At 33.6% G+C, this 15,698-nt stretch carries 11 protein-coding genes; 4 read left to right on the top strand and 7 right to left on the bottom strand.

Translation table 11 applies throughout. The features are described from left to right. Positions 1 to 14: 14 nt before the first annotated feature. On the bottom strand, positions 15 to 2,462 hold the full coding sequence (gene thrA / locus ASF10_RS15775; protein WP_056250893.1) for a bifunctional aspartate kinase/homoserine dehydrogenase I: 2,448 nt from the start codon (positions 2,460 to 2,462) through the stop codon (positions 15 to 17). A gap of 714 nt (positions 2,463 to 3,176) precedes the next feature. Here thrA and hutH point away from each other — a divergent pair. The 4 genes from hutH (at position 3,177) to ASF10_RS15795 (ending at position 8,542) form a co-directional block, all read left to right on the top strand. Then, positions 3,177 to 4,691, top strand: coding sequence for a histidine ammonia-lyase (hutH, locus tag ASF10_RS15780; RefSeq protein WP_056250895.1), 1,515 nt, complete (start codon positions 3,177 to 3,179; stop codon positions 4,689 to 4,691). Between the two features lie 48 nt (positions 4,692 to 4,739). Continuing rightward, a complete protein-coding gene (locus ASF10_RS15785) occupies positions 4,740 to 5,384 on the top strand; it encodes a DUF47 domain-containing protein (protein ID WP_056250900.1) in 645 nt (214 codons plus the stop codon). 32 nt (positions 5,385 to 5,416) lie between these two features. Further along, on the top strand, positions 5,417 to 6,760 hold the full coding sequence (locus ASF10_RS15790; RefSeq protein WP_056250903.1) for an inorganic phosphate transporter: 1,344 nt from the start codon (positions 5,417 to 5,419) through the stop codon (positions 6,758 to 6,760). 420 nt (positions 6,761 to 7,180) lie between these two features. Beyond that, on the top strand, positions 7,181 to 8,542 hold the full coding sequence (locus ASF10_RS15795) for an SMI1/KNR4 family protein (RefSeq protein WP_056250906.1): 1,362 nt from the start codon (positions 7,181 to 7,183) through the stop codon (positions 8,540 to 8,542). A gap of 85 nt (positions 8,543 to 8,627) precedes the next feature. Here ASF10_RS15795 and ASF10_RS15800 read toward each other — a convergent pair whose 3' ends face one another. The 6 genes from ASF10_RS15800 to ASF10_RS15825 form a co-directional block, all read right to left on the bottom strand. After that, on the bottom strand, positions 8,628 to 9,944 hold the full coding sequence (locus tag ASF10_RS15800; RefSeq protein ID WP_198529600.1) for a serine hydrolase domain-containing protein: 1,317 nt from the start codon (positions 9,942 to 9,944) through the stop codon (positions 8,628 to 8,630). Beyond that, entirely contained in the window at positions 9,941 to 10,558 is a 618-nt protein-coding gene (locus tag ASF10_RS15805) for an HAAS signaling domain-containing protein (RefSeq protein WP_056250913.1), read from the bottom strand. Before ASF10_RS15805 ends, ASF10_RS15800 begins: the two co-directional genes overlap by 4 nt. Then, on the bottom strand, positions 10,555 to 10,890 hold the full coding sequence (locus tag ASF10_RS15810; protein ID WP_056250915.1) for a PadR family transcriptional regulator: 336 nt from the start codon (positions 10,888 to 10,890) through the stop codon (positions 10,555 to 10,557). The genes ASF10_RS15805 and ASF10_RS15810 overlap by 4 nt, the downstream gene beginning before the upstream one ends. 109 nt (positions 10,891 to 10,999) lie before the next feature. Continuing rightward, on the bottom strand, positions 11,000 to 11,518 hold the full coding sequence (locus ASF10_RS15815) for a DUF421 domain-containing protein (protein ID WP_056250918.1): 519 nt from the start codon (positions 11,516 to 11,518) through the stop codon (positions 11,000 to 11,002). A gap of 98 nt (positions 11,519 to 11,616) precedes the next feature. Further along, positions 11,617 to 12,987 carry a 30S ribosomal protein S6--L-glutamate ligase gene (gene rimK, locus ASF10_RS15820; protein WP_056250921.1) on the bottom strand — a complete coding sequence of 457 codons (1,371 nt, stop codon included), beginning with the start codon at positions 12,985 to 12,987 and terminating at the stop codon, positions 11,617 to 11,619. A 143-nt stretch (positions 12,988 to 13,130) separates the two neighbouring features. Next, positions 13,131 to 15,677 carry an ATP-dependent Clp protease ATP-binding subunit gene (locus ASF10_RS15825; protein ID WP_055098076.1) on the bottom strand — a complete coding sequence of 849 codons (2,547 nt, stop codon included), beginning with the start codon at positions 15,675 to 15,677 and terminating at the stop codon, positions 13,131 to 13,133. Positions 15,678 to 15,698: the final 21 nt, after the last annotated feature.

Below are 15,698 nucleotides of genomic sequence, written 5' to 3' on the forward strand. Positions count from 1 at the left end.
CTTAGTACCTTTTTTTAATTATTTCCAATTCTAATAACATCCGCAAAAATTCCTGAAGCGGTTACGGCTGCTCCGGCTCCGGCGCCTTTGATCAATAACGGCTGATCTACGTAACGATCTGTGTAGAAAAGTACGATATTGTCTTTTCCTTCTAAGTTATAGAAAGGATGATCTTTTGCAATGAATTGAAGACCAACGCTTGCTTTTCCGTTTTCGAATTGAGCAACGTATTTCAATCTTGAATCTTTGGCTAAAGCTTCTTCATAAATACCTTCAAAATGAGCGGCGTGTTTGATTAGTGAAGCAAAAAAGTCTTCATTATTAGTGGTTTCTAAACAATCTGCCGGTAAAAACGATTCGTTTGCGATGGCATCAATATCCATTTCGTAACCGCTTTCGCGAATTAAGATTAAGATTTTACGCGCAACGTCGATTCCGCTTAAGTCAATTTTTGGATCTGGTTCTGTAAATCCCTGAACTCCAGCTTCTTTTACTACATCATGAAAAGAATTATTCTTATCAAAATTGTTGAAAATAAAGTTCAGACTTCCAGATAAAACCGCCTGAATTTTATGCACTTTATCGCCCGAAGCAATTAAGTTTTTTACGGTATCTATAATTGGTAATCCCGCACCAACATTGGTTTCAAATAAAAACGGTGCGTTGTATTGACGAGATAAACTTTTTAGTTTTTTATAATTATCGTAAGCAGATGAACAGGCAATTTTATTACAAGTTACAACGGCAATACTTTCTTTTAAGAACTTCTCATACATTTCAGAAACGCTTGCATTTGCTGTAATATCAACAAAAATACTGTTACGTAAATTCAGTTCTTTGGCGCGTGCGATAAATTCTGTTGGAATCGCGTGTTCGCCTTTATCTAAAGCCAATTGCCAGTCTTTTAGTGAAATTCCGTCTTCATCAAAAAGCATTTTTCTGGAGTTTGATAAAGCAATTACGCGAACATTTATTTTTAGATTTTCTTTTAAGAACTTTCTTTGATTATGAATTTGTTCGATGAATTTTTCACCTACATTTCCAACTCCCATTACAAATAGATTCAGCTGTTTTGTGTTTTCTTCAAAGAAGTTTTCGTGCAACGTATTCAACGCTTTTTTAACGTCTCTTTCGTTGATTACAGTCGAAATATTACGTTCAGATGCACCTTGCGCAATAGCACGAATGTTTACGTTGTTTTTACCCAAAGTACTAAACATTCTTCCGCTTAAACCTTGGTGATTTTTCATGTTTTCACCAACCAAAGCAATAATGCAAAGGTCTTTTTCGACAATAGCAGGATCAATTTTGTTTTGTAAAATCTCTACTTCAAAAGCTTTATTTATTGCAGCTTCGGCATTTTCAGCGTCTGAATTTAGAATTCCGATACAAATCGAATGTTCAGAAGAAGCCTGAGTGATAAAAATAACATTGATTTTTTCCTGAGACAATACTTCAAACAAACGTCTTGATGAACCAGCAACTCCAATCATTCCGGGACCTTCAAGCGTTACTAACGAAATATTATCGATATGGCTGATTCCTTTTACGACAGTATCTGTAGATGAAACCTGACTGGAAATTAAAGTTCCCTCAGCTTCCGGTTCGAAAGTATTTTTGATTAAAATTGGAATATTTTTTCTTAAAACAGGCTGAATCGTTGGCGGATACAAGACTTTTGCTCCAAAATGCGATAATTCCATCGCTTCCTGATATGAAATTGTTGCAATAGGCTGCGCTTGTTTTACGATTTTTGGGTTTGCAGTAAACATTCCGTTTACGTCAGTCCAGATTTCTAATTGTTCTGCATCCAGCGCTCCCGCAATTATTGCTGCAGTATAATCAGAACCTCCACGACCTAAAGTAGTGGTAATTCCGTCAAGAGTTAAGGCTATAAATCCTGGTAAAATATTAATTTTTGATTGATTCTCTGCAAAGTATTCCTGAATCAACTTATTCGAAACTTCAAAGTTTACAACCGCTTTTCCAAAATTGTTATTGGTTTTGATTAACTCGCGGCTGTCTTTATAAGAAATATTATTATCAACCTGTTTATAAGCCTGCGCTATGATATAAGAGGAAAGTAATTCTCCAAAACTTAAGATTGTATCAGCAGTTCTTGGAGATAATTCGCCTAATAAAAAGCAGCCATCCAATAAAGTTTCTAAGTGATTGATAATTCTTTTTACGTGACTTAATAAACTGCTTTGTTCGCTTACCGGAATTAAATCTTTTAAGGTATCAAGGTGTTTTTTCTCAATTTCGGCAACGATATCCCTAAAACTTTCGTCGTTTGCTGCCGCTTTTGCTGCTGCTAATTGCAATAAATCAGTGACTTTACTTAATGCTGAAACGACAACAACTAATTTATCTTGTTTAGATTTTTGGTTTATAATTTCGAGAACGAGTTTTATATTTTGAGCATTGGCAACCGAAGTTCCGCCAAATTTTAATACTTTCATTTTTTTGTTTTTTAATAAGGTGCAAAGATTTTGAGTAACAAAGGTTCAAAGGTTATCAACTGTGAACTGAAACTGAAAACTGCGGCTTTTTTTTCTTTGTAAATGTTTTTTATGTATCCATTGCCTCTCTTCTTTTAAGAAAAAAGTATAGATAACCAGGATTATATGTAAAATGTATACCCCTAAGGGGTAGTAGTTGTTGTAGTAGAAATTGTTGTAGCAGCAATTGCAACTCTTGTTTGAGCTGTCATTGTAGAGTGATATTTTGCGCTGTTACTTTTCATTTTGATTTTTCAAAAGTACAGTTTTTTATAAAAGTTAAAAAACCTAAAGACCTTTTTGCGAATATTTTAATATTTCAAATATAGGAAAAATAATATTGAGTATTTGTTAAAATTAAAACTACAAATATGACTTATTCATATATTTCGGAGTTTTTTACAGACTTTCAACAATGAATAAAAGCCGAATCCTCTGCAAAAGCGATTAAAAATAACAGATTTTGTCCTATATGTTAAGTAGGAGAAAAATTTTGAAATTTTAAGATTATAATTAAAATCAATTCATATAGATAAAGACTTAATTTTTGTCTGATATAGATTATGAAATAAGTAATAGGGAGGAAGTCAAAATGGCTAAATTTTAATTATTATGAACAAATGTTGCTTTTTAATATTGATTTGTTGAATTTTGACGTCTTAAAATACAAACATCATGAGAGAAATCCATTACATAAGTACCGAAACCTTAAATTTAGAAGCTTTACAAGAAATTATAGTAAATCAAAAAACACTTGAATTATCAGAAGAAGCTAAAGTAAATGTTCAGAAATGCCGTGATTATTTAGATAAAAAAATGGCTTCACATTCTGAACCTATTTATGGTATCAATACAGGATTTGGATCGCTTTGTAATGTGAAAATATCGAATGAAAATTTATCGCAACTTCAGGAAAATCTGGTAAAGTCGCATGCATGCGGAACCGGAGAAGAAGTTCCTGCTGAAATTGTAAAATTGATGTTGTTGCTTAAAATTCAATCTTTAAGTTACGGACATTCAGGAATTCAGTTGCAAACCGTAAACCGTTTGGTTGATTTTTATAACAATGATGTATTACCTATAATATATACACAAGGATCACTTGGAGCTTCTGGAGATTTGGCGCCATTGGCACATTTATCGTTGCCATTATTAGGAGAAGGTGAAGTTTTGTTTGAAGGTAAAAAAGTAGCTTCGGGCGAAGTATTGAAACATTTTGGCTGGGAACCAATTGTTTTACAATCAAAAGAAGGTTTGGCATTACTAAACGGAACTCAATTTATGAGTGCCTACGGAGCTCATATTTTAATAAAAGCGTATAAATATTCGTATCTGGCTGATTTAATTGGGACAATTTCGCTTGAAGGATTTGACGGAAGAAGCGAACCTTTTAACGAATTGATTCATTATATACGTCCGCATAAAGGACAAATTATTACGGCACAACGTATTAATGAGTTCCTTGAAGGAAGCGAAATTATTGCCCAAGAGAAAAAACATGTACAAGATCCGTATTCTTTCCGTTGTATGCCACAAGTTCATGGCGCTTCAAAAGATGCGATAGATTATGTTCGAAAAGTATTTAAAACCGAGATTAATTCGGTAACCGATAATCCAAATATATTCATAGACGCAGATCAGATTATCTCCGGAGGAAATTTTCACGGACAACCTTTGGCTTTAGCCTTAGATTTTATGGCGATTGCGTTGGCTGAACTAGGAAGTATTTCTGAAAGAAGAACGTATCAGTTGATTTCTGGATTGCGTAACCTTCCGGCATTTTTAGTAGACAATCCGGGATTAAATTCAGGATTTATGATTCCGCAATATACGGCTGCAAGTATTGCAAGTCAAAACAAGCAATTGGCAACTCCGTCAAGCGTAGACAGTATTGTGTCGAGCAATGGGCAGGAAGATCACGTAAGTATGGGAGCAAACGGAGCTACAAAAGCGTTACGTGTTTTAGATAATTTAGAGCGTATTTTAGCGATCGAATTGATGAATGCTTCTCAAGCAATTGCGTATAGAGAACCACTGAAATCAAGCGATTTTATCGAGATGTTTTTGAGCAGTTACAGAGAGGTTGTTCCGCTTGTAAAAGAGGATAGAATCTTACATTATGATATTGAGAAAACCGTTGAATTCCTTGACAGTTTCCAAATTGAAAACGATTTGTTAACAATGGCTTAACATTGCAAAATATTAATGAAGTAATTTTGCACTATCAAAAATATAAAAATGTCAATAAACAGTATTTTCCAATTTTTAGTGCCGAAAGACAAGAAATTCTTTCCACTTTTTGAAGAAGCTTCAAGCAATTTAATTGAATTAGCTTCTAATTTACACGAAGCTGTAAATCTTCCATTAAAAGAAAGAGAAGTTCTTTTTCAAAAAATTGATGAGTTAGAGCAAAGAGGAGAAGACATTACACGTCAAACCAATCTGGAATTAAGTAGAAACTTTATTACTCCGTTTGACAGAGAAGATATTCACACATTGATTACTTCTATTGACAACGTTGCAGATTATTTGCACGGAGCAGCAAGCAGAATGAGATTGTATCAGGTTGATAAGATTACAAAATCAATCAGAAAAATGACAGAAATCAATCTTGAAGCTTGTCAAAACATTGATAGTGCAGTAAAAGAATTGAGAAATTTAAAGAATTTCAAAGTCATAAAAGATGCTTGTGCCAGAATTAATAAACTGGAAAACAAGTCAGATAACGTTTATAACAAAGCAGTTTTTGAAATTTTTGAAAACGAAACAGATGCTAAAAATATTATTAAATATAAAGAAGTATTGTCTGTTTTAGAATCAGCAACAGATAAATGTAAGAGTGTTGCAAACATACTGGAATCTATTTCTGTAAAACATTCTTAAATTCAATTTATTTCATTCTGAAGTTATAATTTATGACGCTACTTATAATTATTATAGTATTAGCCTTAATTTTTGATTACATCAACGGTTTTCATGATGCGGCAAATGCTATTGCAACAGTTGTTGCCACTAAGGTTCTAACGCCTTTTCAGGCAGTTCTTTGGGCAGCATTTTTTAACTTTTTGGCATATTGGGTTTTCGGATTTGGTGTTGCAGATACTGTTGCAAAAACAGCGCACACAATGGAGATTAACCTGGTTGTTATTCTTGCTGGTGTTATTGCAGCAATTTGTTGGAATTTATTGACTTGGTGGTTAGGGATTCCTTCAAGTTCATCACATACTTTGATTGGTGGTTTTGCGGGAGCAGCAGTTGCTCATGCGATCGCCGTACATGGTTTTTCAGGTTATGTAGATGCAGACGGAACTACACATTACTGGTATCAAATCGTAAGTTGGTACAAAGCCGGAAAAGATGGCGGAATGCCTTCTGGGGTTCTTATTATCATTGCCTTTATTGTTTTAGCACCTTTATTAGGGGCTTTAGCATCGTATTTAATTTCGATCTGGTTACTAAATGCTTCTCGCAAAGTTATTGGTCCTAAAATATTTACAGTAGTTTTAATGATTGCTACCGTTTGGTTTGTGAGTACTTTAATGGTACCTTATGAAGAGATTCTTAAGCATGGTAAACCTCGTTTTGATTCTCATTTTTGGAGTGTAGCTTTTGATCCGCATAACATCAAATGGTTTTTAGTTGCTTTTATTATCTTAACGGTAAGTGCATTTTGTTTGATATTTAGTAGTTTAAATCTACATCAGGCAGATGCTGCGTTGAAAAAAATGCAATTACTTTCTTCTGCTGCTTTTAGTTTAGGACACGGAGGAAACGATTCTCAAAAAGTAATGGGTATTATTGCTGCTGCTGTAGCAGTTTATATCAATACAAATCCGGGTGTACATATGGATTCCTGGTTAGATGTTGTATTGCCAAATGATGATTTAGGAATAAAAGGAGTAATGCCGGGATGGATTCCGTTAGCGTGTTATTCTGCAATTGCTGCAGGAACTTTAAGTGGAGGTTGGAAAATTGTGAAAACAATGGGTTCTAAAATCACAAAAGTAACTTCGTTTGAAGGTGTTGCTGCTGAAACTGCTGGAGCTTTAACGCTTTATTTTACTGAGCATTTAAAAATTCCGGTAAGTACAACACACACAATTACAGGTTCTATCATTGGTGTTGGATTAACAAAACGTGTTTCTGCTGTTCGTTGGGGAGTTACCGTAAGCTTAATTTGGGCTTGGATCTTAACGATTCCTATCTCAGCTATATTAGCAGGTTTGGTATACTATATTTTAAGTATATTCATAGGATAATAAAAAGTTTTTTGTAAATGTGAGATCTCAAAATCATATTTTAAAACAGATAAAAAAAGCTGGTTTCTTTATTGAAACTGGCTTTTTTGTTTGATATCATAGGTTGTTTTGAAATTATAATGTGTTTATATTTACTCCATAATATACCATCAATTCTAAAACCTGTGGAAAGAGAAAAAAAAATACCACGGAGAACGCAAAGTTTTTAAATATACGAAGTTTAGTAAAAAACACAAAGTTCGCAAAGCTTTGTGTGCTTAAATTGTGTAAACACAACTTAAATCTTAGTGAACTCTGCGAATCCCGATAGCTATCGGGATTGCGTTCTCTGCGGTAAAAAATAATTACGGCGTATATTTTTTTTACTTCCCTACAGCATTTAGAATTGATCCATAATAGAGGAAGACAAAAAGATTGTAAATGGATAAATTGAACCAGATAGATAGAATTAAAAGTAAGCTGCTGATCGCGAAAAATACTGATAAAGATTTAAAAGTATTTGGTGCAGCAAGTCATAAATATATTTTAGGAAAAACGATTAGTAACGATGATGTTCTAAGTTTTGAAAAGGACTTTAATTTAGTGCTTCCGGAGGATTATAAAGCATTTTTACTTCGTATTGGTAATGGAGGAATTTCGTATGAGAATTCTGCCGCTGGACCAGGTTACGGAATTTATCCTTTTGGAGAAAATGTAAATGAATTTCTATATGAAAATGCAAAGCAATATTTAAAAGAAGATTCTAAGATATATCCAAAGATGTCGGATGAATTTTGGCATATTCTAAACAAAAATATAGAAGAAAATGACGATCTGGCTGACGAAGATTATGAACTCGAATTAGGTAAAATATTTTCGGGATTATTGCCTATCGGAAGTCAGGGATGTAGTTATTATCATGCACTGGTTTTAAATGGCGAATTTAAAGGAAGAGTTGTTAATGTAGATAGTGACAGGCAAAAACCGTATTTTGCTTTCGAGTCAGATTTTTTGCATTGGTACGAAAGATGGCTTGACGAAATTATACCTGAAAATGAAATGGCAAAGCAACCTGATTTATTTAAATATACATTAGGTGGTATTACAAGTTATATTCTTGAAGTGTATTTTTCTACGGATGATTATGAAACTAAAATGGAATGCTTGTCTGGTATTTTGAAAAAGCAAAATCCCGATTCAGAAACTATTGATGTCTTAGAAAAAGAATACAAATTAAGTTCTGGCGAAATTCAAAAAAAGCTGCTTCAACTACTTACTAAGTTTGATTTTGAACGAGCGTATCCTTATTTAGTTGATTTTTCAGAGGTGAATTTGTTGGCTGTTTTTCAATTTGTGTTTTGGTATGCAAAAGATAAAAGTTTTAGGTTTCTGGATATTATAAAATCAAAAGGGGACAATATTAATGACGAAGAAACTTTTGATTTTTGTACTTATTTATTAAAAGAAATGAATTTTGACTACGGTTCTATTATTGTTCCGTTTACGACTAATCAAAGTGAAAGCATAAGAGTTAGTGCTTATTATTCGTTAGGCGAGTTGCAAAACAAAAGTGATTATATTGATGCTTTTATTGCGGGTCTTAATGATGGTTCAAATAGGGTTATTCATATTACTTTACAGGCATTAGAAGGAATAAAAGATAAAAAGCTTTTAAAGTATTACAAAGCCATCGCTGAAAAATTCCCTGTAGAGCAAGATTATATTTTAGTGAATCTTAATCATAGACTAAAGTCATTTGGTTTAAATAATAAAACAATAAAGAAAATTAAAACAGATTCTTAAAGCAAGAATGTTTTGGTTTTTAGAAATAAAAAAGCTGGTCCTATATTTAGAAACCAGCTTTTTTTTATCATTTAAAATTTTCTGTTTATTGTTTATTAAATGTAAATTCTTTTCCGCCCTGTTTTAGGATCATTTCTTTTTTATCAGGATTAAATTCTAAAATAATTCCTGCAGCATCAAATTTAAAAATGTTGGTGGCAGTTGCCTCAAGAGGAAAAGAAGGTTGTCCTGTTGCTTGCGCGACTAATATGTTGTCTTTTTTGGAAATATCTATTTTTAACGGAATTTGCGTACTGCCATAACTCCCCAAATAAGGATCAAGTGTTTCTGTAGTGACAGTAATACTCGTAAAAACCGGCATTGTATAAGGTTTGTTAAAATACGAACTCAAAGCGCATAATAAGATATTGTTGTTGTCGTAACCCATTGCTCCGTTTGAAGTTATGGCTAATGCCAGTTTTTCTTCCGGATAATAATCTACAACAGATCTAAATCCATCAATTGCCCCATTATGACCGTAACCTTTTCTTTCGAAGTACGGAAGCTCCATAATTACCATTCCGTATTTGTCTTTTATAGTTTTCATCTCATTTAAATGTTCAATAGAAACAATTTTTCCGGCAAAAAGACCTTCGATGAATAGGTTTAAATCTGTTGGATTAGATACAATTGCTCCGGCTCCAAGCGGAATCGACATATCGGTCTCAGTTTCTTTTTCCCATTTTCCTGACAAAGTATAAGAATAAGCTTCGTTGTTTTCTAAATTTATTTTTCCTCCTAAATAAGTATTTTTTAATTTTAAAGGTTTGATAATTTTTAAATTTAGGATTTCGCCATACGATTTCTTGTAAATGTCTTCCAGAATATAGGATAATAAAATATAGTTCGAATTACTGTATTTTCCTTTTGTATTGGGTTCAAAAACGACATCTCCGGCAGCTATACGTTCTGTCATTTTAGCTCTGGATTGAGGTTGAGTATTCCATTTTAGATAATCTGGGTTATTGGTAAAATCATAAATACCGCTTCGGTGGTTTAATAAATTAGAAATCGTAATGGTTTTTGCATTTTTTATAGTCGGAAAATAGTTGTCGATAGTTTGGTTTAAATCTATTTTTTTCTCTTCGACAGCTTTAAAAATAAGAGATGCAGTAAAAGTTTTTGAGATAGAACCAATTCGGTATTTTGAATTTATACTGGATTTTTTCGAACTTGCAATATCATCAAACCCAATTGATTTGGTATATATTGTTTTTCCGTTTTCAGCAATGGCAATGCTTCCCATGAATTTATTATTCTTCTCCAGTAAAGCAAATAAACTGTCCAGTCTTTTGGCATTGAAAGTTTGTGAGAAAGCGCTCGTAACAATAAGAGCACATAAACAAGTAATGATTTTTTTCATAATAGTGTTTTTTGATTGATTGATTTTTTGAATTTTAGTAATAGGGTTATAATGAAATAGAAAAATACGATTGATAATAACATTACCGGAATAAACCAGTTGCCCAGAACTTCATGAGTCTGACTTTTAATCTGATCTTCGGGATTTATCATTCCTAATACAAAAACAGAAAAGGAGTCTTTTTTCATGTAAAGACCAACAAGGGACGGATTAAAAATTTTTGCGAAAATCAGAAAAACGAAGCCAAATAGAAAAAGATATAAAACAAAGAAAAAGATGTACGAAATGCCGTTTGTAAAATTTAATACCAATGCTTTGAAAACGTGAACAGGATTAAATGTTTTTGTTGCCTGTTCCAGTTTTTTATCAGCTACAAGTGGTTTTAGAACTTCTTCCGGAGAACCTAGTTTTTCTATAATGTCTAAAAGGGAATCAACTTCGTTTGCGCCATTTTTATGTTGAATCGATTCATAAATATGGCTGTTAAATTCCATATAAATATCATCCTGATTTATTTTTGATAATGAAGCTGTAGCTTTTCTAATGCGCTTCATGTAGTCGTTGTAAATTCGTTGCGAAGCTTTCTCTTCGAATTTGATGTCTTCTATTCTCATTGAATGATTTTTTTGATTGATTTTTCGAGATTCTCCCAGTAAATATTCATCTGGATTAAAGTTTCGGTTCCGGCTTCTGTAAGAGAATAATATTTTCTTGGAATACCGGTTTCCTGTTCTACCCATTTAGAATCTACTAATTCCTCTGTTTTTAATCGATTCATTAAAGGATAAAGAGTTCCTTCTGCAATTTCTATTTCGGTATGTTTTCTTATTTGTTCGATAAGTTCATAACCATAATACTCATGATTTTTGAGCACGTTAAGAATAATGAAAGTCAATGTGCCTTTCTTTACCTGCGATTTCCAGTTTGTCACAAATGTTTCGTTCATTTGGCTAATATATAACAAAATACATAGTATAACAAAGTATATAGCTAAGTTTTTTTTAATTTATAAAAATAAATTTGTTGATATTTAGGTGTTTAGCGGGTTTTAACGGCTATTTTTGCAGATTTTTACGATTGTGTTTTCGTTTGTAGTGCGTTTGTTTCAGGCTCTTTTTATCTTCTGAGATGATGCTTATTGTGCCGTCAATTTCCAGCATCGCAAGTTTTACATCTCCAAAAAATTCAATTCCGTGTTCGCGCATTGCTTCTTTTAATTCTTCGTGCGAAATGTCTAATTTGCTTAATGCATTGAAATCTAATTTCCCGTCGTGAATCAGGATTTCGGGTTTGTCTAATAGTAAACTATTTAGAAATTTATATTTATGCGTTAATTTTTTAATGATATAATTGACCACAAACAAAACCAAAGCGGCAACTAATCCTCCTGAAAGACTGGTATCAGGACCAACCATAGCATTTTGAACAGAATTACTAATTAATAAAATCAGGATAATATCTGCCGTATTTAATTGTGAAAGTTCTTTTTTGCCAAAGATTCGCAATGCTATTGTCATAAAAAAATAGACAGCAACGCTTCTTAAAATAATATCTAAATAGGGTAGTAATATCATTTTTTAGGATTTAAATTAAATAAAAAAGCTTTGCCGAAGTTTAAACTTTGACAAAGCTACTAAATTAATTAGGTGTGATTAAGTTCAAATGAACTTACTTATATCAGTTTAAAATTCTTTTCAATTGCTTTAATCATTTCGCCTGCAATATCTTTGTTTGTTGCGCCTTCGATTCCTTCAAGACCTGGAGAAGAATTTACTTCAAGTAATAAAGGTCCTTTTGAAGAACGGATAATATCAACTCCGGCTACTTTTAAATCCATTGCTTTTGCAGCTTTTATGGCAATTCGTTTTTCTTCGGCAGTTACTTTTATAACTGATGCAGTTCCTCCAAGATGTATATTTGCTCTAAATTCTCCCGGCATTGCTTCACGCTGAATAGCAGCAACCACTTTTCCGTCGATTACAAAACAGCGAATGTCTTTTCCGTTTGCTTCCTTAATAAATTCCTGAACCAGAATATTAGCATTTAAACTTTTAAAAGCATTGATAACACTTTCTGCAGCTTTTTTGGTTTCGGCCAAAACAACACCTTTTCCCTGCGTTCCTTCTAATAATTTTACAATTAAAGGCGAGCCTCCAACCATTTTAATCAAATTGTCAGTATCAAGAGGAGAATTTGCAAAACCAGTAGTAGGAATGTCAATTCCGCTATTTAAAAGCAATTGTAAAGAGTATAATTTATCACGTGATTGCGTAATCGCAGTAGCGGAGTTTAAAACAAAAACTTTCAAGGCTTCAAACTGACGTGTCAGAGCGCAACCGTAGAAAGTAATACTTGGACGGATTCTTGGAATTATTGCATCAAATTGATTTAATATTTTTCCGCCACGATAATGAATTTCCGGAGTTTTAGCGTCTAGTTTCATATAGCATTCCTTGATATTCAAAAAATGCATTTCATGTCCGCGCATTTCACCCGCTTCCATGATTCTTTTATTGCTGTATAATTCAGGATTACTGGCCAAAAGCCCAATTCGTAAACCAGAAGTTGCTTTCTCTGAATTTTGATATAATTCTTTTAAGGTTTCAGGAGTTGGCTGTCCTAACATGTATTTTTCTTCAGGATCAACCAGTACGCGTCCGCTCATGGCTTCACGTCCTAAAAGCATGCGAAAACCCATTGAATCCCTGTTAGTCAGAGTCATTTCTATTGGCCATTTGATATCGCCAAGTTTTATGCTGGTTTGAATAACATAACGATGTTCTCTAAAACCGCTTGAACTTTTTACTATTCTTTTGTCAACCAACGGAGCTTCGCAATGAATGATGGTTTTAATATTATTCTGAATTGGATTAATATCAAATTTCACCCAATTGGCATCATTTTTTATAAAAGGAGCTATGTTTATAGCGTGCATTGCCGAAGTTTTAGCACCGGAATCCACACGAGCTTTGATTGTTGGGATTCCTAGTTCTGGAAATGAGCACCATTCTTCGCTACCTAAAATGACTTTGTTTTGAAGCATACGTTATTATTTGTTTTTATAGAATTTAATAGCCAAAAATAGCTATTTGCTTTTACTAAAGATACTAATTTTTATAAAAAAAATACCCGTTATGTTATGAAAACGTAACGGGTAAATTATATTTGTTATAAAATTTAAATTATTTACAAATTTGTAGGTTCCTCGGCTTTATGTATTTCTACTGAAAGTTCCTGAGAATCATCTTTTAAATCCATTAAGATTTCATCACCTGAATGTATTTTAGAAGTTATGATTTCTTCTGCCAACAAATCTTCAACATATTTCTGGATTGCTCTTTTTAGAGGTCGTGCTCCAAACTGTCTGTCAAAACCTTTTTCTGCAATAAATGCTTTGGCTTTGTCAGTAAGATTCAGTTTGTATCCTAACTCTGCAATACGAGAATATAGTTTTGCAAGTTCGATTTCGATAATCAAATCAATATCGCCTTTTTCTAATGCGTTGAATACGATTACGTCATCAATTCTGTTTAGGAATTCAGGTGCAAAAGTTTTTTTCAAGGCATTTTCGATAATGCTTTTAGAGTTTTCATCGGCCTGAGCTACTTTTGCAGCAGTACCAAATCCTACACCTTGTCCGAAATCTTTTAACTGACGTGCTCCAACATTCGATGTCATGATAATGATCGTGTTTTTAAAGTCGATTTTGCGACCTAAACTATCCGTTAAATATCCGTCATCTAAAACCTGAAGCATCATATTGAATACATCCGGATGCGCTTTTTCGATCTCATCTAAAAGTACAACACAATATGGTTTTCTACGAACTTTTTCAGTCAATTGACCCCCTTCTTCGTAACCTACATATCCCGGAGGCGCTCCAACTAAACGAGAGATAGCAAATTTTTCCATGTATTCACTCATGTCAATACGAACTAACGCATCTTCAGAATCGAATAATTCTTTTGCTAAAACTTTAGCTAATTGGGTTTTACCAACTCCGGTCTGACCTAAGAAAATAAACGAACCAATTGGTTTATTAGGATCTTTAAGTCCAGCTCTGTTACGCTGAATAGAACGTGCAATTTTTAAAACTGCTTCGTTTTGACCAATTACTTTATTCTGAATCAATTCAGGTAATTTAGCCAGTTTATTACTTTCTGTTTGTGCAATTCTGTTTACAGGAATTCCAGTCATCATAGAAACAACATCGGCTACATTATCTTCTGTAACTTCGATTCTGTTGTTTTTAGAATCCTCTTCCCATTGTTCTTGTGCAACAGCAAGATCTTTTTCGATGCGTTTTTCATCATCGCGAAGTTTGGCAGCCTCTTCGTATTTTTGTTTTTTGACTACCATGTTTTTCATTTCGCGAACTTCTTCTAACTGACGTTCTAAATCAAGGATTTGTTTAGGAACATCAATATTAGTAATGTGTACGCGAGACCCGGCTTCGTCAAGAGCATCAATAGCTTTGTCCGGTAAAAAACGCTCAGACATATATCTGTTTGTTAATTTAACACAAGCCTCAATAGCTTCCTGAGTATAGGTAACATTGTGGTGATCTTCGTATTTGTCTTTAATATTGTTCAGGATCGCAATAGTTTCCTCAACAGATGTTGGTTCAACAATTACTTTCTGGAAACGTCTTTCAAGAGCACCGTCTTTCTCAATATATTGTCTGTACTCATCAAGAGTTGTAGCACCAATACATTGAATTTCTCCTCTTGCCAAAGCAGGTTTAAACATGTTCGAAGCATCTAATGAACCAGTTGCTCCGCCAGCACCTACAATGGTATGAATTTCATCTATAAAAAGAATGATATCATCATTTTTTTCAAGTTCGTTCATTACGGCTTTCATTCTTTCTTCAAACTGACCGCGGTATTTTGTTCCTGCAACTAAACTGGCAAGATCAAGTGTAACCACACGTTTATTAAAAAGAATACGAGATACTTTCTTCTGGATGATGCGTAGTGCCAGTCCTTCTGCAATAGCAGATTTACCAACTCCGGGCTCTCCAATTAAAAGTGGGTTGTTCTTTTTTCTACGGCTTAGGATCTGAGAAACACGTTCAATTTCTTTTTCGCGTCCTACAACCGGATCTAGTTTTCCTTCTTCGGCCATTTCTGTTAAATCTCTCCCAAAATTATCTAAAACCGGAGTTTTGGATTTTTTGTTTGACTTATTGGCTGGATTATTAAAACTACTTTCTTTAAGACTGTCATCTTGTCCTGAATCATCATTATACGATTCGTTTCTTGGCAAGTTTTCTAAGAATTCTTCTTCGTTTGGAGTCATATTTAAATATTGTTCTTTAGCTATGTCATAATCTATTTTTAGTTTATTCAACAGCTTGGTTGTTGGATCGTTTTCGTTTCGTAAGATACATAATAGCAAGTGCGCCGTGCTGATAGACGAGCTCTGAAATACTTTTGCTTCGAGAAAGGTTGTCTTCAGTGCTCTTTCCGCCTGACGCGTAAGATGAAGATTTTTCTTTTCGGCATTTACTTCAACGCTCTGATTGGCCGGACTCAGTATTTCTACCTTCCTGCGTAAATGATCTAAATCGACTGCTAGGTTATTAAGTATATGAATAGCTTTTCCGTTTCCATCCCTTAAAATGCCCAGCATTAGATGTTCAGTACCAATAAAGTCGTGGCCCAAACGTAAGGCTTCCTCTTTACTGTAGGTAATAACATCTTTTACTCTTGGTGAAAAATTATCATCCATAATATATAATTGGTATTGTAA

Source organism: Flavobacterium sp. Leaf82, assembly GCF_001422725.1.
In the GTDB taxonomy this organism is placed as follows: Bacteria; Bacteroidota; Bacteroidia; order Flavobacteriales; family Flavobacteriaceae; genus Flavobacterium.

Excerpts from the sequence above, each read along its gene's own strand:
- thrA (WP_056250893.1), bottom strand. The coding sequence starts at position 2,462 with ATGAAAGTATTAAAATTTGGCGGAACTTCGGTTGCCAATGCTCAAAAT.
- hutH (WP_056250895.1), top strand. The coding sequence starts at position 3,177 with ATGAGAGAAATCCATTACATAAGTACCGAAACCTTAAATTTAGAAGCT.
- ASF10_RS15785 (WP_056250900.1), top strand. The coding sequence starts at position 4,740 with ATGTCAATAAACAGTATTTTCCAATTTTTAGTGCCGAAAGACAAGAAA.
- ASF10_RS15790 (WP_056250903.1), top strand. The coding sequence starts at position 5,417 with ATGACGCTACTTATAATTATTATAGTATTAGCCTTAATTTTTGATTAC.
- ASF10_RS15795 (WP_056250906.1), top strand. The coding sequence starts at position 7,181 with ATGGATAAATTGAACCAGATAGATAGAATTAAAAGTAAGCTGCTGATC.
- ASF10_RS15800 (WP_198529600.1), bottom strand. The coding sequence starts at position 9,944 with ATGAAAAAAATCATTACTTGTTTATGTGCTCTTATTGTTACGAGCGCT.
- ASF10_RS15805 (WP_056250913.1), bottom strand. The coding sequence starts at position 10,558 with ATGAGAATAGAAGACATCAAATTCGAAGAGAAAGCTTCGCAACGAATT.
- ASF10_RS15810 (WP_056250915.1), bottom strand. The coding sequence starts at position 10,890 with ATGAACGAAACATTTGTGACAAACTGGAAATCGCAGGTAAAGAAAGGC.
- ASF10_RS15815 (WP_056250918.1), bottom strand. The coding sequence starts at position 11,518 with ATGATATTACTACCCTATTTAGATATTATTTTAAGAAGCGTTGCTGTC.
- rimK (WP_056250921.1), bottom strand. The coding sequence starts at position 12,987 with ATGCTTCAAAACAAAGTCATTTTAGGTAGCGAAGAATGGTGCTCATTT.
- ASF10_RS15825 (WP_055098076.1), bottom strand. The coding sequence starts at position 15,677 with ATGGATGATAATTTTTCACCAAGAGTAAAAGATGTTATTACCTACAGT.